This is a genomic window from Actinosynnema sp. CA-299493 (genome assembly GCF_050946825.1).
GTDB lineage: Bacteria > Actinomycetota > Actinomycetes > Mycobacteriales > Pseudonocardiaceae > Actinosynnema.
Genome location: NZ_CP191993.1, coordinates 4,511,796 through 4,529,540, shown reverse-complemented (window position 1 = coordinate 4,529,540; position 17,745 = coordinate 4,511,796). Strand labels below are relative to the sequence as shown.

Genomic DNA, 17,745 nt, shown 5'->3' with positions numbered 1-17,745 from the left:
ACCCCGTCGGCTCACGAGTTGCGCAGGAAGCGGTCCAGGACGCGGACGCCGAAGCGCAGGGCGTCGACCGGCACGCGCTCGTCCACGCCGTGGAACAGGCCGGAGAAGTCCAGGTCGGCCGGCAGCTTCAGCGGGGCGAAGCCGAAGTTGCGGATGCCCAGCTCCTGGAACGACTTGGCGTCCGTGCCGCCCGACAGCATGTAGGGCAGCACCCTGGCGCCGGGGTCCTCGGCGGTGATCGAGGCCGTCATCGCGTCGACCAGCGCGCCGTCGAACGTGGTCTCCACCGGCGGCAGCCCGAGCCACTCGCGCTCCACGTCCGGGCCGAGCAGCTCGGCGAGCTCGCGGTCGAACGCCTCCTCGCGGCCCGGCAGGATGCGGCAGTCCACGGTGGCCTCCGCGACCGAGGGGATCACGTTCGCCTTGTACCCGGCGGACAGCATGGTCGGGTTGGCCGTGTCGCGCAGCGTCGCGCCGATCATCCGCGACAACGCGCCCAGCTTGCCGATCGAGCCTTCGAGGTCGTCCTCGGGGAAGTCCAGCCCGGTGATCTCCGACACCCCGGCCAGGAACTCGCGCACGGACGGCGTGAGGATCACCGGGAACCGGTGCTGCCCCAGCTTGGTGACCGCCGCCGCCAGCTTGGCCACCGCGTTGTCGTGGTGGATCATCGAGCCGTGGCCCGCGGTGCCGCGCACGCGCAGCTTGAGCCACCGGATGCCCTTCTCGGCGGTCTCCACCAGGTAGGCCCGGACGTCGTCCTTGAGGGTGATGGAGAAGCCGCCGACCTCGCTGATCGCCTCGGTGACGCCCTCGAACAGCTCCGGGCGGTTGTCCACCAGCCACTTGGCGCCGAACTGGCCACCGGCTTCCTCGTCGGCCAGGAAGGCGAACACGATGTCGCGCGGCGGCACCACGCCGTCCCGCTTGAACCGCCGCGCGACGGCGAGCGTCATCGCGACCATGTCCTTCATGTCGACCGCGCCGCGGCCCCACACGTACCCGTCCTGGACCGCGCCGGAGAACGGGTGCACCGACCACTCGGAGGCGTCGGCGGGCACCACGTCCAGGTGACCGTGCACCAGCAGCGCGCCCCGTGAGGGGTCGGCGCCGGCCAGGCGGGCGATCACGTTGCCGCGCCCCTTGGCCCCCGACTCGACGTAGGTGGTCTCGTAGCCGACCTCGCCCAGCTTCTCGGCGACCCACTCGGCCGCCGCGCGCTCACCGACGACCGTGGCCGGGTCCCCGGTGTTGGTCGTGTCGATCCTGATCAGCTCGCTGGTCAGCGACACGACCTCGTCCTGCGCGAGCCGCAGCCCGGCCCCGTCATCCAAGTTGCTCACCCGGTCTTCCTACCATCCGGGCCCCGGCGCGGTTCGTCAGCGCTCGGAGCCGTCACCGCTCGGGGTCGTCACCGCGGACGACGGCCAGCGGGCAGGGCGCGTGGTGCAGCACCGCGTGGCTGACCGAGCCGAGCAGCGCGCGCCGCACCGCGCCGTGCCCGTGACTGCCCACGACCAGCAGCGCCGCGCCCTCGGCCGCCTCGACCAGCGCCTGGGCCGGCCGCGCCGACGACACCACCCGTTCCGCCCGCACCTCGGGGTGGCGGGCCAGCGGCGCCTCGAACGACCGGGCGATCAGCGCGTCGGCGGACTCCGCCAGCTGCTCGACGTCCAGACCGAGGCCCATGCCCTGGCCCCAGGCGCCGCCCGGCGTCAGGGCGTCCACCGGCAGTCCGGTGGTGGCGTGCACGCCGACCAGGGTTCCCCCGTGCCGCGCCACGTGGTCGACCGCGAACTCGATCGCCCGGTCGCCGGGCCCCGAACCGTCCACACCGACCACCACCCGCCCGACGACGGTGACGTCGTCGGTCCCGTCCGTCCCGTCGGTGGAGTCGCGGACCACCACGAGCGGTCCGGCGAAGTGGTGCGCCAAGTCGACCGTGACCGAACCGGCGAACACCCTGGCCAGCCCGGTCGCGCCGGACGCGCCCACGACCAGCAGCGCCGCCTCCCGCCCGGCCTCGGCCAGCACGGCGGCCGGGTGCCCGTCGAACGCGCGGGCGTCCACCTCGATCCCCGGCGCGATGCCCGCGCACTCCGCGGCGAGCTCGGCGAGGTGGTCCTTCGTGTAGGCGCGCACCGCCTTCTCGCCGACGAGCTGGGGCATCGGCGAGGACACGGGCGTGACCAGCACCTCGGGGAACGGCCCGCGGATCACGTTCACGACGAGCAGGCGCAGCCCTCGGCTCGCCGCCTCGCGCGCCGCCCAGCGCGCGGCGCGCCGCGACCGCTCGGAACCGTCGAACCCGACCACCACCGCACCCCGGCCGACCGCGCTCTCCGGGCTCTTCAGGATGTCGGGGCTGGTCATCGCCCACCTCCGGCTCTCTGCTTGGTCCTGTGCCACCGGGGTAGCCGAGGAAGTCGGACCCGACACGTGATCGGCGGGTTTTCCGGGGTGGTCGCCCGTCGCGACCGGTGGCCGGGGAGGTGGTCGGGCAGCGGCCGGGCGCGGGCGGACGATGTGCCGAAGTACTCCGAATGGCCGAAGATGAGGTCCGGGCGGTGACGAGAGCCGTGCGGATCGAGACGGGCCGAGCACGCGTTCGGCGGTGAGCCCGGAGAGGAGGCCCGCGTGCCGGGTGCACACGCCCTGGTCCTCGGCGGCGGTCTGGCCGGGATGCTCGCCGCCACCGCCCTCTCCGCGCACGTCGACCGCGTCACGGTCGTGGACCGGGACCGCTTCACCGACGACGGCGACCGCAAGGGCGTGCCCCACGCCCGGCACGCCCACGTGCTGATGGCCGGCGGGAGCCGGGCGCTGGACGAGCTGCTGCCCGGCCTCACCGCGAGCCTGCTCGACGCCGGCGCGCAGCACCTCGGGCTGCCGAACCGGCTGCTCGTGTTCACCCAGTCGGGCTGGTTGCCCCGGCTGGACGAGGCGCAGTTCGTGATCGGGTGCAGCCGCGCCCTGCTCGACGCCGTCGTGCGGCAACGGGTGCTCGGCCGGGTCGAGCTGGTCGAGGCCACCGACGTGGTCGGGCTGCTCGGCGACCGCTCGGAGGTCACCGGCGCACGTGTGCGCGACCGCGACACGGGGGCGGAACGCGGGATCGACGCCGACTTCGTGGTGGACGCGACCGGCCGGGGCGCCAGGACCGACTCCTGGCTCGCCGACCTGGGCCTGCCGCCCGTCCGCGAGGAACGCGTCGACTCCGGCATGGTCTACGCGACGTGCCTGTACCGCATGCCTCCCGGTGCGGGGGAAGGCTTCCCGGGCATCAGCGTCCAAGGCGACCCGCGGACGTCGAGGTTCAGCCGAGGTGGCGCGCTGGTGCCGATCGAGGGCCGTCGGTGGATCGTCAGCCTCGGCGGTGGGCGCGGTGGTGAGCCGGAGGTCAGCCCGGAGGGGTTCCTCGCCTTCGCGCGCGGCTTGCGGCACCCCGTCATCGCCGACTTCATCAGCGCCGCGGAACCGCTCACCAGGCCCTTCGGGTTCCACGGCACGGTCAACCGCCGTCGCCGCTACGAGCGCCTCTCCCCCTGGCCGAGCGGGTTCGTCGTGATCGGCGACGCCGCGTGCACGGTCAACCCGGTGTACGGGCACGGGATGACGGTCGTGGCACGGCAGGCGGTGGCGCTGCGCGACGGGCTCGCCCGTCACGGTCCCCGAGGCACGGCGGCCAAGCGGCTCCAACGGGAGTTCGCGCGCGTGATGGACGACGCGTGGGCCCTCGCCGTCTCGCAGGACCTGCGCTACCCCGCCACGATCGGGCCCGCGCGCGGCAGGCTCACGCGACTGCGGGAGCGCTACCTCGACCGGCTCGTGCTGGCGTCCACCGGTCGGCCGACCGTCACCAGGGCGCAGCTCGACGCCTACACGTTGTCCACCCCGCTGTGGAAGCTGGTGCTGTCACCGCGGGTGTTCCTGGGCGCCCTGCGCGGACCAGGCCGGCCGCCGACGACCGACGTGCCGCTCACCGAGGCCGAGTCGCGGGTGCTCGCCCGCGTCGAGGACCTCCGCTGACGACCGTCGCGGCGGCTCGCGTCAACGGCAGTCGGGCGAGGGTTCGAGCAGCCGGTCGGTCATCTGCCGGTACGACACCAGCCCGGCGACGGCGGCGAGCAGACCCGCGCCGAGCAGCACGGGCCGGGTGGCGTCGATGTCGAACGAGCGGTGGAAGACGGTCACGACCGTGGGGCCGACCAGGGTCACCAGCAGTGGGCCGAGGACGGTCGACAGGCCGAGGACGAGCTTCATCAGCGACTGGACCAGCGCCACCATCCGGCCGCGCAGGGCGTCCTCGACCCCGGTGCCGATGATGGTGAGCCCGGTGAGGAACGCGGTGCCCGCGCACGCGCCGACCACGGCCACCGCGATCAGCGCGAACCACAGGTGCGGCGCGAGCGACACGACGACCAGGCTCGCTCCCGCGCCCACGATCGTGACGCCGAACAGCCGGTCGTAGGTGAGCCGGCGGGACAGCTTCGGCGCGGTCGCCATGCCCGCCGCCAGGCCGACGAAGACCGCGATGAACAACGTGCCGTAGGCGCTCTCCCCACCGCCCAGGCTCGACGCGTAGCGCCGGGCGCTGCCGATCACCCCGCCGGCCGCGGCGAACGCGCCGGTCATGCCGATGACCAGGCCACGCAGCAGCGGTGTCCGCCACGCGTGCCGCAGGCCGTCGCGCATCATCACCAGGAAGCCCGGGCCGCCTGGTCCGCTGCGCTTCGCGACCCGGCCGGACAGCTCCGGGATCCGCACCGCGATCAGCACCGCCGACGACAGGTAGAGCAGGCCGTTGACGACGACCGCGATGGTCGCGATCCGGAACTCCAGGTCGCCGTCGCGGCTGCCGAGGTAGCCGGGGATGCCCGAGATCAGCGAGTACAGGCTGAACCCGCTCACGGTGGCGATGCCGTAGGTCATCACCAGGCCGAGCTGGTTGGCCGTGTCGACCTGGTCCGGTCGGCGCAGCAGGTTCGGCACGGCCGAGTCCTTGGCCGGGATCCACAGCATCGCGCAGCAGCCGACCAGGAAGTTCGCCACGAACAGCCACCACGCCGTGCCGACGAACGCGATCGACAGGAACAGGCCGCCGCGGGCCAGGTCGCACGCGACCATCACCTTGCGCCGGTCGAATCGGTCGGCCAGCACACCGCCCAGCGGCGCGAACAGCACGCCCGGCAGCAGTTGCGTCAGCACCACCGCGCTGAGCGCGAACCCCTCCCAGCCGTACCCCTGGGCCAGCTTCGTGACCAGGCCGGTCAACGCCAGCAGCGACAGCCAGTCGCCCACGCTGCACAGGAACGTGACGCCCCAGAGCCGCCGGAACGGCCCGATCGACAGCACCGCCCGGATGCGGCGGGCCGTCGACCCCTCGCCCTCCTCCGAGCCGTCCCCGTCGGCCACCACACCGACACCGTCGCCTTGAATGCCGCCACCCCCGCCGTAGTCGCAGATGATCAGACTAACGACGACGGCTCCGCGCCTCCCGCGCGTTGCGCGATCACGGCTGCCTTCCGTGCAGTCGACTCGTGCCCGCGGGTGGGGCCGGGATCACCCGCGATGCGTCGAAAACCGAAGAAGAGCGCAGGTCACCGCGCCTCTCCGGGGTTCAGCGCCGGACGGGCACCGACGTGGCGAACAGGTCGTCGAACACCCGCGCCCGGTCGAACGAGAGGGCGTGCGCCCTGGCCCGGTCCTCCATGGACCGCCGCTCCTCGACCGACAGGTCCAGCACCGCCCGGTCGATCGCGGCGGCGAGGTCCACGACGTCACCGGCCGCCACGATGATCGCGGTGTCGCCGACCGCCTCGCCGGTGCCGCCGGTGATCGTGGTGATCACCGGCCCGCCGCCCGCGAGCATCTTCTCGGTCAGCGCGATGCCGAACGTCTCCACGAAGTCCGGCTCCGCCTTGGTCGGCAACGCGTAGGCGGCGCAGCCGCGCATCAGCGACGGCTTCTCCTCGTCGTCCACGTCGGACAGCAGCACCACCCGGTCGTCGTCCCGCGTGAGCGCCCGGACCTCCTCCAGCGCCGGGCCGTTCCCGGCGATCACCAGCTTCACCCGGGACCGCGCCCTCGACCGGGCGAACGCCGTCACCAGGTCGTGGACTCCCTTGGCCCGCGCCACCCGCGACAGGAACAGCACGTAGCCGTCGCGTTCGAGGCCGCGACGCGCGAGGGCGGCGTCCACCCGCGCCGGGTCCAGGTCGAGGTACGCGGACGTGTCGATCGGCGGGTAGCTGACCTCGACCCGCGCGCGGCACTCGTCGGCGAGCCGGGTGCCGCAGTTCGCGTCGACGGCCTCGGCGGCGGCCACGATCTCCTGCCGCGTGTACTCCGAGACCGCGATCACCTGGTCGTTGGCCAGGAACGTGGTGAACAGGGCCACCGCCGCGCCGAACCGCCCCTCGCGCAGGCACGAGCGGATCACGTTGGTGACGTCCGAGCCGACCGCCTTGGCGATGGTGCGGACGTCGGGCGAGAACCCGGCCGCGCGCGCCACCGCCACGGCCTCGTTCACGACCGCCGTGTGCGGCATCAGGTACATCGACAGGCACGTGGTCGGCACCGGTTCGGCGAGCAGTTCGACCAGGCGGCCGGTGAGCCCGGCCAGGTAGCGGCCGTCGGGCACGCGGTAGTCGCCGACCGGCTCCGGCCGCTCCACCGTGATGCCCGCGCTGTAGGGCGTGATCCGGTCGAGCGGCTTGAGCGGCAGCCCGGCCGCCTGGAGCGCGGGTATCGGCCACGTCAGCAGCCGCACGTCGTCGAAGCCGCGGGTGAGGGCGACCTCGGCGAGGTTGCGGGCCTCGCCGGAGTGGCCGCAGATCACCGGGTCGGCCCGGACCACGATGACGAGGCGGCGGTCGGTCCTGTTCATGTGCGCGCTCCCGGATCGGGCGGGTCGGACAGTGACGGCGGCCGGACCCGGCGGCCCCAGGCCGAGGGTTCGGGGCCGAGTTCGAGTTGCAGCCGCCCGCCCGCGTGCACGTCGGTGGCGCTCAGGTGCGCCACGTCCAGCGGCTCGCCGTTGAGGCGGGCGGACTGCACGTACTGCGGTGGCGGCACGCGTTCCAGCCCGTCGGAGCTGATCGGCGTCTCCCGGTGGCCCCTGGTCTCGATCACGAAGTCCCCGTTGCCGAGGTGGATCGTGGCGCGCGCGAACGCGGGCGCGTTGACCAGGAACAGGTTCTGGCCGGCGATCGGGAACAGGCCGAGCGAGGCCCAGACGTACCAGGAGCTGAGGCCGCCGGAGTCGTCGTTGCCGGGCAGCCCGCCGGGGCCGGTGCCGAACTGCCAGGTCAGCGCCGCGTGCACGACCTCGGCCGTGCGGTCGGGCCGTCCCGCGTAGTGGTAGGACCAGGGCGCTTCCATGTCCGGCTCGTTGTTGAGGCCCTCGAACCGGTTCAGCGCGTAGCCGACCGCCATCTCGGCCGGGTCGGGCCGCCTGCCGGGCTGCGTCACCGGCGGCGCGCCGAAGCCGAAGAACGCGTCCAGCATGTCGACGAACGCGTCGTCGCCGCCCGCCAGCGCGATCCGCCCGGCCATGTCGTGCATCAGCCGGAACGAGTAGTTCCACTTGCCGCCCTCGTAGAACGACGAGTCGTGCAGCAGGCCCGTGGCCGGGTCGAACGCGTTGGTCCACAGCAGGCTGCGCGCGGCGAGGTCGTCGGCGAGGCGGCCGTCGTTCAACGCCCGCGCGACGCCCGCGGTGCAGTGGTAGGCGTAGGCCAGGTCGAGGGTGTGCGAGATCGGGTGCACCACGCCGTGCTCGTAGAAGTCCTCGCCGTACAGCCGGCGCAGGTCGGCTTCCATGTGCACCAGCGCCCAGTTCCAGTCCAGGTCGCCGAGGCCCAGCGCGTGCGCGTCCGCCAACGCGGTGTGCACCAGCGCGCTGGCCTGCCGGAAGAACCGGTCCGCGCCGCGCGCCATCCGGTAGCCGATCGGGAAGTTGCCCTCCTCCTCGCACACCCGCACGAGCGACTCCAGCAGGTCGACCGCCCGGTCCGGGACGATCGCCGCGAGCAGCGGGATCTGGGTCTTGTAGATGTCCCACATCGTGCAGACGTCGAACGCGAACGGTCCGGACGTCGGCCAGAACGGGCTCTCGTCGTCGGCGAAGCACGGCTTGACCAGCGAGTGGTACAGGGAGGTGGCGAACACCTGCCGCCTGGCCGGGGAACCGCCCTCCACCTCGATCCGGTCCACGTGGTCGCGCCACCGGTCGGTGGTGCGCTCCCGGACGGCGTCGAACGCGGGCGGTTGCCCGCCGCACTCCCGGTACAGGTTGTCCCTGGCCTGGTCGCAGCCGCGCAGCGAGAAGCCGATCCGCACCTCGACGCTCTGCCCGGCGCCGGTCGGCCCGAGGAACAGCAGCCCGAACGGGCGCAGGGTGGTCTGCCGGATGCGGTCGAAGTCCAGCCGGGTGCCGCCCTCGATCAGCCTGCGGTCGTGCCAGAGCATCTGCCGCCAGCCCGGCGAGTCGACCTCCAGGTAGACCGACAGCGGCACGCCCTCCACCACGACGGTGCCCTGCGCGCGGCCGTGGCCGAGGCTCTCCACGTGTGCGCGCAGCGGCACCGTGCGGCCGTGGTCGATGGCCAGGCCGCCGCACGACAGGTCCACCACGATGCGCGCGCCGCGGTGCTCCGGGAACGTGTACCGGTGCACCGCGACCTTCTCGCCGACGGTGATCTCGCACCGGATGTCGGTGTCGAGCGTGGCCGCGTAGTACCCGGCCTCGGCGACCTCGTCGTGCAGCGGCCAGGCCTGGCCGAGCGCGTCCAGCTGCTGGACCATCGGCGTGACCCGGACGTAGTTGTAGTACTTGCGGATCGCGCCGGTGCCGGACTGCTGGAAGTGGGTGAACCCGGAGGCGAGCGACCGGTCGAACATCTCCTCCGGCAGGCCTTCGGTGTTCTTCGTGTACCGGCCGTAGCCGGTCGGGTAGGCGCCGGAGTAGGCGCAGGCGGACACCATGCCCAGCGGTGACGTCGCGCCCGGGTGGGTGTTGCCGATCTGCGCTTTCGGCCACCACCAAGTGGCCGCGAGACCCTGCGCCGGTGGCAGGGAGGTCGCGGCCGTTCCGATGAATGGATCGATCTCGTACAGGATGGCGAGACTGTAGGTCGGCGCCGGGCCGCCGGTGGTTTCGGCGACGTGAACTCGGTGGGAACGCCTGACCGCCGTTCACCGGTCCGGGTGAGCGGCAGGGCGGCGGGCGGTCCGTGGTCGGTGTGGCGGCGAAGTGGTCTACCCGCGTTCGGCGTACTCGGGGAGTCGACGGGCGACCTCGTCCGGGCCGGGCATCCGGGCGATCTCCTCGGCGACCGCGCGGGCCGCGTCGGAGTGCCCGCCGGGCCGCGACAGGGTCCGGACGGCCGAGGCGACGGCTTCCGCGCTCACCTCGTCCGGGAGCAGGCGCACGCCGGCCCCCGAGGCGGTGACGGCGTCGGCGTTGGCGAACTGGTCCGCGCCCTGGGGCAGGACCAGCTGCGGTGCGCCGACGGTGAGCGCGCCGAGCGTGGTGCCGCTGCCACCGTGGTGCACGACGACGTCCACGTGCGGCAGCAGGTCGGCTTGTGACACCCACTTGTGCACGGTCACGTTGGCGGGCACGTCGCCGAGTTCCTCCGGCCGCACCCGGCCGGTCGCGACGACCACGTGCGCGTCCAGCTCGGCCAGGCCCTCGATGGCGGTGGTCAGCAGCTCCGCGGTGCCGAACGCGGTGCCGAGCGTCAGGTAGACCAACGGCCGTGACGCGCGGTGGCCGTCCCAGGCGGGCGGTGCGGCGGGCTCGGAGTACGCGACCGGGCGCAGCTCGATCCGGTCCTCGTTCGCCAGGAAGTCCTCGTCCTGCATGGACGGCGGGCAGATGTCGACGTGCGGCAGGCCGGGCACGCTCCTCGTCGGCAGCTCCAAGCCGATCCCGTCGGGGAACAGGCGGCCGAAACCGTGCCACAGGCCCGGGATCCCGGCCCGGCGCGCGGCGATCGCCGCACCCGGCACACCCCACCCGTGCACCACCAGGTCGGGCCGCAGGCGCGCCAGTTCCGGCTCCAGGTCCTCGGCGTACATCTCGTAGAACGCGTCCGCGGGGCGGAACGGCCGCAGCCCGTTCGCGGCCAACGGCGGGTGCACCTCCTCGCCGGCGGCGAAGTGCACTTCGTGCCCGGCTTCCCGGGCGGCGACCGCCAGCGGGATCAGCGGATAGGTGTGCCCCACGGACGCGAGGCCGGCGAACAGTACGCGCATGGCCACGAAACCTACGCCCTGGCGTCACGGCGTCATGGCGCCGCCCAGGGATCGATGGGCACCACGTCGGTGATCCGCCCCGTCTCGTCCAGCAGGCAGCCCATCCGCTTCACGGCGCGCAACGTCACCGCGCGGTCGGTGAGGGTGAGCGCGGGCAGCCGCCTGGCGAGCTCGGCCTCCAGCCGTTGGACGTCGCCGAGGGACCGCAGCCACAACGTCATCACCAGGTTGTCCGCTCCCGTGACGGCCGCGCACAGCCGGACCTCCGGCAGTTCGGTCAACGCGGTCGCGGTCCGGTCCAGTTCGTCCGGTGGCACCCTGGCCCAGAACGTCGCCGCGATCGGCCACCCCGTGACGGGTTGCGCGACCTCGCACCTCAGCGACAGCAGCCTGCCGTCCACCATCTCGTTGAGCCACCGGCGCACGGTCGACCCGCTCTTGCCGGTGCGGGCCGCGATCTCGGCCGCCGGCCTGCGCCCGTCGTCCAGCGCCCGCAGCACTTCCCGGTGGTGCGGCTTCCAGACCGCGCCGCCGCCGGTCGGCCCGCCCGGTGACCCGCGCCGCCGGGGTTCGAGCGCGCCGAGCCGCCAGTGGTTGCCCTCGCCGTAGACGGTGGTGACGGTGTGGGTGCGCGTCCGGCGCAACCCGGGCAGCGCGTGCAGCCGGTGCAGCACGACGTGCGACAGGCTCGCCAGGTCGGGTGTCAGCAGGGTCAGGAACAGGTCCCGCCCGCTGCTGATGATGGAGATCGAGACGACCTGCGGCACCCGGGACAGCACCTCGACGGCGTGCGCGCGGGACGTCGGCTCGATGTCGACCTCGATGAACGCGTTGCAGTGGTCCTTCGCCCACGACCGCACCTCGGGGTAGGCGGTGACGCGCGCGAACCCCGCGTCGGCCAGCGCCTGCCACCGCCGCGCCGCGGTGACCGGGTCGATGCCGAGCGAGCGCCCGACCTCGTGCCACGTCGCCCGCGGTGCGGCTTGCAGGGCGTGGACGAGCCGCAGGTCGGTCTCGTCGGGTGTGAACGAATCCTGCACAGCGGGCCGCCTCTGTGAGCGATCTTGACAATTCGAGCGTTGAGAGTGACATTCGACGTGATCCTCGGCAAGTGCCCCGCCGCCGACCCGAGGAGTGATCACCCATGTCGAAGAGCGAGAACGCGGCCCTGATGAACCACCTGGTGCGCCTGCGCCGACAGTTGCACGCCGACCCCGAGGTCGGCCTCGACCTACCGCGCACGCAGGAGAAGGTGCTCGCCGCGCTGGACGGCCTCCCGCTGGAGCTGACACCGGGGCGGTCGCTGACCTCGGTGACCGGCGTGCTGCGCGGCGCACGCCCTGGACCGGTGGTGCTGTTGCGCGCCGACATGGACGCGCTGCCCGTCCAGGAGCGCACCGGGCTCGACTACGCGTCCAGGGTGGACGGTGTGATGCACGCGTGCGGCCACGACATGCACACCTCGATGCTGGTGGGCGCCGCGCACCTGCTCGCCGCCCGCCGGGACGAGGTGGCCGGTGACGTGGTCTTCATGTTCCAGCCCGGCGAGGAGGGGTGGGACGGGTCGGCCGCGATGATCGCCGAGGGGGTGCTGGACGCCGCGGGCCGCCGGCCGGACGCCGCCTACGCGTTGCACGTGTTCGGCGCGGGCGTGCCGCACGGCGTGTTCTCGGCCCGCCCTGGCACCACGATGGCGGCGTCCGACGGGCTGGAGGTCACCGTCGTCGGCTCGGGCGGGCACGGCGCCCGGCCGCACCGCGCGCGGGACCCGATCCCGGTGGCGTGCGAGATCGTCACGGCGTTGCAGGTCATGGTCACCCGCCAGTCCGACGTCTTCGACCCGGTCGTGGTGACCGTGGGGTCGTTCCACGCCGGGAGCAAGCGCAACGTCATCCCCGACACCGCGCGGTTCGAGGCGACCGTGCGCACGTTCTCCGCGCCGGCCAAGGCCAGGATCAAGGACGCGGCGGTCACGTTGGCGCGGTCGATCGCGCAGGCGCACGGCCTGCGCGCCGAGGTGGAGTACCTCGACGGGTACCCGATGACGGTCAACGACCCGCGGGAGACCGCGTTCGTCGCCGGCACGATCACCGACCTGTTCGACGGGCGCTTCCAGCCGCTGGCCAACCCGATGCCGGGCGGCGAGGACTTCTCCCGCGTCCTGCGGGAGGTCCCCGGCGCGTTCATCCCGTTCGGCGCGGGCAACGGCACCGACAACCACTCCCCCCTCGTCCGGTTCGACGACGCGCTGCTGCCCGACGGCGCCACCGTCCTCGCCGAGCTCGCACTGCGCCGCTGCGCCCTTTGAGGTCGGTTCGCGCCGGTGTTCCGCCGACGCGTTGCGCCGCGCGGACCGCACCGGTCCGGCCGAATGGTTGCCGCGCCGGCTCCTGCGGCCGCACGGGTTTCGAAAATGTTCGACAAGCATTGCCCGGCACGGCGGGTCGCGCCCATCGTTGATCGCCACCCGGTCGGAAGGGGTCGTCGAAGTGCGAGAACTCTTGTCCACGTCCTTGATCACCGCGTCGTTCGCCGCGGCGGTCGTGCTGCCGGTCGGCCCGGCCGCCGCAGCGCCCGCCACGACCGTCGCCGCAGCCACCACCACCGCCGCCTCCACGACCCTCGCCTCGGCCGCCGAGCGCAGCGGCCGGTACTTCGGCGTGGCCGTCCAGGGCCGCAAGCTGGCCGACCCGACGTACGCGGGCATCCTCGACCGCGAGTTCGCGATGGTCACGCCCGAGAACGAGATGAAGCTCGACGCGACCGAGCCTGCCCAGGGCCGGTTCACCTTCGCCCCGGCCGACCGGGTCGTGGACCACGCCGTGCGGCTGGGCAAGCGGGTGCGCGGCCACACGTTGCTCTGGCACTCGGGGCAGCCGTCCTGGCTGGCGGGTCTGAGTGGCACGGCGCTGCGGCAGGCGATGCTCAACCACGTCACCCAGGTCGTCACCTACTACCGGGGCCGGGCCTACGCCTGGGACGTGGTCAACGAGGCGTTCGCGGACGGCACGACCGGCGCCCGGCGCGACTCCAACTTCCAGCGCACCGGCGACGACTGGATCGAGGCGGCGTTCCACGCGGCACGGGCGGCGGACCCCGGCGCGAAGCTCTGCTACAACGACTACAACGTCGAGAACTGGGCGCACGCCAAGACCCAGGCCGTGTACCGGATGGTGCGCGACTTCCGGGCGCGTGGCGTGCCGATCGACTGCGTCGGCCTCCAGTCGCACTTCACCGCCAACCACCCGGTGCCCGCCGACTTCGCCACCACGCTGCGCGACTTCGCCGCCCTCGGTGTGGACGTGCAGCTGACCGAACTGGACGTCGAGGGCGCCGGCGCCGCCCAGGCGGACAGCTACCGGCGCGCCGTGACGGCCTGCCTGGCGGTGAGCCGGTGCACCGGCATCACGGTGTGGGGCATTCGCGACAGCGACTCGTGGCGCTCCTCGGGCACACCGCTGCTGTTCGACTCGACCGGCGCCAAGAAGCCCGCGTACACCGCCGTCCTGGACAGCCTCAACGGCGGCCCGTGCCCCTGAGCGGCCGTGCCGCCGTCGGTTACGCGTTCATGACCTGCCCCGGGTCCACGTCCGCACCCCTCAGGGTAGGCACCCGCGTCGTGCGGCACGATCACCGCATGGACGACTACCCGAATCACGACGCCGTGGGCTTGGCCGCCTTGGTCCGCGAAGGCGCGGTCACCCCGGCTGAGCTGCTCGAAGCCGCCCGGGGCCGGCTGTCGCGGGTGAACTCCCGGCTCAACGCCGTCGTGCGTGAGGTAGACCCGCCGCCCACGAACGCATCGGACGGCCCCTTCGCCGGCGTCCCGTTCCTGCTCAAAGACCTCAACCAGGACTTGGCCGGGATACCCACCACCGGCGGCTCGCGGTCGATGACGGCGGTGCCCGCAACCGAGACCAGCACCGTTGTCCAGCGCTGGCTCGACGCCGGGCTGGTCGTGTTCGGCAAGACCAACACGCCCGAGTTCGGGGCCAAGGGCATCACCGAACCGGATCTGTTCGGGCCCGCGCGGAACCCGTGGCACACCGGCCACACCCCCGGTGGGTCCTCCGGTGGCGCGGCCGCGGCCGTCGCCGCGGGCGTCGTGCCGTGCGCGGGTGCCAGCGACGGAGGCGGCTCGATCCGGATCCCGGCGTCGGCGTGCGGGCTGTTCGGGCTCAAACCTTCCCGCGGGCTGATCCCGTCCGGGCCGGCCCGCGCCGAAGCGCTCGGCGGCACCGCCACCGACGGCGTCATCTCCCGCTCGGTCCGGGACACCGCCGCCATGCTCGACGTCCTCACCGGCCCCACATCGCTCTCGCCCTACCTGGCCGCCGGTCCGCGGACCCCGTTCGCGGACGAGGTCGGGCGCGAACCGGGCCAGCTGCGCGTCGCGCTGTGCACCGCCAGCGCCATCAACCCGACGCCGCACCCCGAGGCCATCGCCGCCGCGCGCGCGGCAGGTGATCTGCTCGAAGAACTCGGGCACGAGGTGGTTGAGCTGCCCACGCAGCCGTTCGACGACGCCGCGCTGGCCAGGGACTTCCTGACCACTTGGTTCGTCAGCTGCGCGCACGCCATGGCCGAGTGCAAGGCAGCGAGCGGAGCCGGCGACGCGGCGTTCGAGCTCGACACCCGCACCATGGCCGCGCTGGGCCGCGCCACCGATCCGGTCGACCTGATGCGCGCCATCGAACGACGCCACGTGCACACCCGGCGGCTCGCCGAGTTCCACGAGTCCTACGACCTGCTCCTGACCCCGACGACGGCGACCCCGCCACCGAAGATCGGGGCGTTCGACACCCCGGCCCCAGTTCGCGCGGTGCAGCGTGCGCTGCTCGCTGCCGGGTCGGCAGGACTGCTGCGGCACACGCCCATCGTGGAACGGCTGATCTCCGAGAATCTCGGCTGGGTGCCCTACACCCAGCTGGCCAACCTCACCGGACGACCCGCGATGAGCGTGCCGCTGCACTGGACTCCGGACGGGCTGCCCATCGGCGCCCAGTTCGTCGGTCCGCTGGGCGCCGACGCCGCGCTGCTGCGGCTGGCCGGCCAGCTCGAACAGGCTCGTCCGTGGGCGAACCGCCGGCCACCGTTGGACTGACCACGCGCGACCACTCCTCCATTCCGCCGGGCTTGGCGCCAGGTCCGGCGGAAGGCCTGTCCAGCCGAACAGGACATGCGCGTCCGGAATCTCACAACTTCGAGGAATGCGATGAAAGCCCTCCGCGAGGTCCGGCGCACCGGAAAGCCATTATGCGATACGACAATGCGACCGCCGCCGCACGGTAACGCGGAATAAATACGTCACCCAAGGACGTGACCCCGTTCACAGTTCGGCAATCACCATTGACAACGATCAATTCCAACACCACTGGAATAATCATTCCGGACAAACCGACCGATCAGCGGTATGGCAGCTCGGAGGACCGTGGTTCGGTGACGAATGATAATCACCGTCCGTGGGAGTGGAGCGGCATGCTGACGTTGGGCATCAGCGGTCATTTCGACCTGCTGCCGGGGCTGTACCGGACCTACATGCACGACGCCACCGCGTGCCTGGTCGCCGACGGCGAACTCGTCGCGGCGGTCGAGGAGGAACGGTTCAACCGGATCAAGAAGACGAACAGGTTCCCGGCCGGCGCCATTCGCGCGTGCCTGGAACTGGCGGGGGTCGGGCCGGGTGACGTCGACGCCCTCGGCTACTACTTCGGCCGCGACCTGGTCGACCTCGGGTTGGGCAACTTCCACGTGGCCACACCGGTCCAGCCGGTGCGCTGGGGCGTGGACCTCCTCCAGGACCGGCTGCGCGAGCACTTCGACTGGGAACTGCCCGCCGACCGGATCATGTTCACCCGGCACCACCTCGCGCACGCCTGGTCGTCGTTCGCCCGGTCGGGCATGGCGGACGCGCTGGTGGTCGTCATGGACGGCCGCGGCGAGCACACGTCGACCACGATCTACCAGGCCGGGTCGGGTGAAATGCGGGAACTGCGGTCGTACTCGGTGGCGCATTCGCTCGGCCAGCTCTACCAGGACGCGATCGGGCACGTCGGCTACGGTTTCGGCGACGAGTACAAGGTGATGGGACTGGCGCCGTACGGCGATCCGGCGACCTACCGCGAGCAGTTCCGCAGCCTCTACACCCTGCTCCCCGACGGCGACTACGCGATGACCCCGCCGATGCCGGACATCAACCCCACCGTGGCCGCTTTCTACGAGAAGGGGTTCGTCGCGCGGCGCACCGGTGAACCGGTGACGCAGGAGCACAAGGACTTCGCGGCCGGGCTCCAGGAGACGCTCGAAATCCTGGCCATGCACGTGCTCACGCACTGGGCGCGGCAGACCGGCGCGACCAGGTTGTGCTTCACCGGCGGTGTCGCGCACAACAGCAGCCTCAACGGGCTGATCCTGCGGTCGGGACTGTTCGAGGAGGTCTTCGTCCACCCCTCCTCGCACGACGCGGGCGCGGCGGAAGGCGCGGCGATCGTGGCCGCCCAGCGCCTCGGCACACCCCACACCCGCGTCGAACGGCTGGTCAGCGCAAGCCTCGGCCCCGACCTCGGCGCACCGGACGAGGTGGAGCGGCAGTTGTCGCGGTGGAGCGGGATCGTCGAGGTGGAACGCGTGCCGGACGTCGTCGGCGCGACGGCCCGGCTGCTCGCGGACGGCGCGGTGATCGGCTGGGCACACGGACGCTCGGAGTTCGGACCACGCGCCCTGGGCAACCGGAGCATCCTCGCCGACGCACGCCCGATCGACAACCGGGACCGCATCAACGCCATGGTCAAGAAAAGGGAAGGTTTCCGCCCCTTCGCCCCCGCCGTCACACCGGAAGCCGCCGCCACCTACTTCGACCTCACCGACACCGAAGCCGACCACAGCTTCATGTCCTTCGTGGTGCACGTCCGGGAAGACCGGCGGACCGAGTTGGGCGCCGTGACGCACGTCGACGGCACCGCGCGAGTCCAGGTCGTCACGCCCGAGGCCAACCCCCGCTTCCACGACCTGATCACCCGGTTCGGCGAACTCACCGGCACCCCCGTACTGCTCAACACCTCGTTCAACAACAACGCCGAACCGATCGTGCAAACGATCCACGACGCCATCACCAGCTACCTCACCACCGAGATCGACGTCCTGGTGGTCGAGGACTTCCTGGTCCGACGACGCGGCCCGGCAGCGCACGCACTGGACGACCTGGTGCTGACGCTGCGCCCGGACACCCGGCTGCGCCAGGACTGGCGGCCCGGCGACGAGGTGAGCGGCGAGGTCTACCTCGACTACTCGTTCGGCCCGTCGGCGAAGGTGTCGCCCGCGGTGTTCGACCTGTTGGCGGCGGCGGACGGGGAGAGCACCGTGGCCGCGTTGGCGGGCACGCTGACCGACGAGGTGCGCGACGAGCTGGTGTCGTTGTGGCAGCGGCGGTTCTTCTCGCTCGAACCCAAGGCCTGACGGCGGAGCCGGTGGTCCCGGAAGGGG

The 17,745-nt window shown here is 72.5% G+C and carries 12 protein-coding genes; 5 read left to right on the top strand and 7 right to left on the bottom strand.

Features of this window, described 5'->3' with window-relative positions; genetic code table 11:
- Positions 1-11: 11 nt before the first annotated feature.
- A complete protein-coding gene (locus ACQPYE_RS18505; RefSeq protein ID WP_498722942.1) occupies positions 12-1,334 on the bottom strand; it encodes a M20/M25/M40 family metallo-hydrolase in 1,323 nt (440 codons plus the stop codon).
- Positions 1,335-1,395: 61 nt separating this feature from the next.
- Positions 1,396-2,373, bottom strand: coding sequence for a universal stress protein (locus ACQPYE_RS18500; RefSeq protein ID WP_498722630.1), 978 nt, complete (start codon positions 2,371-2,373; stop codon positions 1,396-1,398).
- A 264-nt stretch (positions 2,374-2,637) separates the two neighbouring features.
- Here ACQPYE_RS18500 and ACQPYE_RS18495 point away from each other — a divergent pair, with 264 nt between their 5' ends.
- The gene (locus tag ACQPYE_RS18495; protein WP_498722629.1) at positions 2,638-4,029 is read left to right on the top strand and encodes an FAD-dependent oxidoreductase; all 1,392 of its coding nucleotides are present in this window, start codon (positions 2,638-2,640) and stop codon (positions 4,027-4,029) included.
- Positions 4,030-4,050: 21 nt separating this feature from the next.
- On the opposite strand, the gene ACQPYE_RS18490 is transcribed toward ACQPYE_RS18495, so the two are convergent.
- The 5 genes from ACQPYE_RS18490 to ACQPYE_RS18470 form a co-directional block, all read right to left on the bottom strand.
- A complete protein-coding gene (locus tag ACQPYE_RS18490; protein ID WP_498722627.1) occupies positions 4,051-5,415 on the bottom strand; it encodes an MFS transporter in 1,365 nt (454 codons plus the stop codon).
- Between the two features lie 205 nt (positions 5,416-5,620).
- On the bottom strand, positions 5,621-6,889 hold the full coding sequence (locus ACQPYE_RS18485; RefSeq protein WP_498722625.1) for a glycosyltransferase: 1,269 nt from the start codon (positions 6,887-6,889) through the stop codon (positions 5,621-5,623).
- On the bottom strand, positions 6,886-9,099 hold the full coding sequence (locus tag ACQPYE_RS18480; protein WP_498722941.1) for a GH92 family glycosyl hydrolase: 2,214 nt from the start codon (positions 9,097-9,099) through the stop codon (positions 6,886-6,888). Before ACQPYE_RS18480 ends, ACQPYE_RS18485 begins: the two co-directional genes overlap by 4 nt.
- 162 nt (positions 9,100-9,261) lie before the next feature.
- Entirely contained in the window at positions 9,262-10,263 is a 1,002-nt protein-coding gene (locus ACQPYE_RS18475; protein WP_498722623.1) for a glycosyltransferase, read from the bottom strand.
- Between the two features lie 32 nt (positions 10,264-10,295).
- Positions 10,296-11,303 (bottom strand): Lrp/AsnC family transcriptional regulator, encoded by a 1,008-nt coding sequence (locus tag ACQPYE_RS18470; RefSeq protein WP_498722622.1) that lies wholly within the window; start codon positions 11,301-11,303, stop codon positions 10,296-10,298.
- A gap of 104 nt (positions 11,304-11,407) precedes the next feature.
- On the opposite strand from ACQPYE_RS18470, the gene ACQPYE_RS18465 reads away from it, so the two are divergent.
- From ACQPYE_RS18465 to ACQPYE_RS18450, 4 genes are all read left to right on the top strand, one after another.
- Positions 11,408-12,571, top strand: a complete 1,164-nt coding sequence (locus ACQPYE_RS18465; protein ID WP_498722621.1) for a M20 metallopeptidase family protein — start codon at positions 11,408-11,410, stop codon at positions 12,569-12,571.
- A 181-nt stretch (positions 12,572-12,752) separates the two neighbouring features.
- Positions 12,753-13,802, top strand: coding sequence for a glycoside hydrolase family 10 protein (locus ACQPYE_RS18460; RefSeq protein WP_498722620.1), 1,050 nt, complete (start codon positions 12,753-12,755; stop codon positions 13,800-13,802).
- A gap of 98 nt (positions 13,803-13,900) precedes the next feature.
- Entirely contained in the window at positions 13,901-15,367 is a 1,467-nt protein-coding gene (locus tag ACQPYE_RS18455; protein ID WP_498722618.1) for an amidase, read from the top strand.
- Between the two features lie 374 nt (positions 15,368-15,741).
- On the top strand, positions 15,742-17,718 hold the full coding sequence (locus ACQPYE_RS18450) for a carbamoyltransferase family protein (RefSeq protein WP_498722617.1): 1,977 nt from the start codon (positions 15,742-15,744) through the stop codon (positions 17,716-17,718).
- Positions 17,719-17,745: the final 27 nt, after the last annotated feature.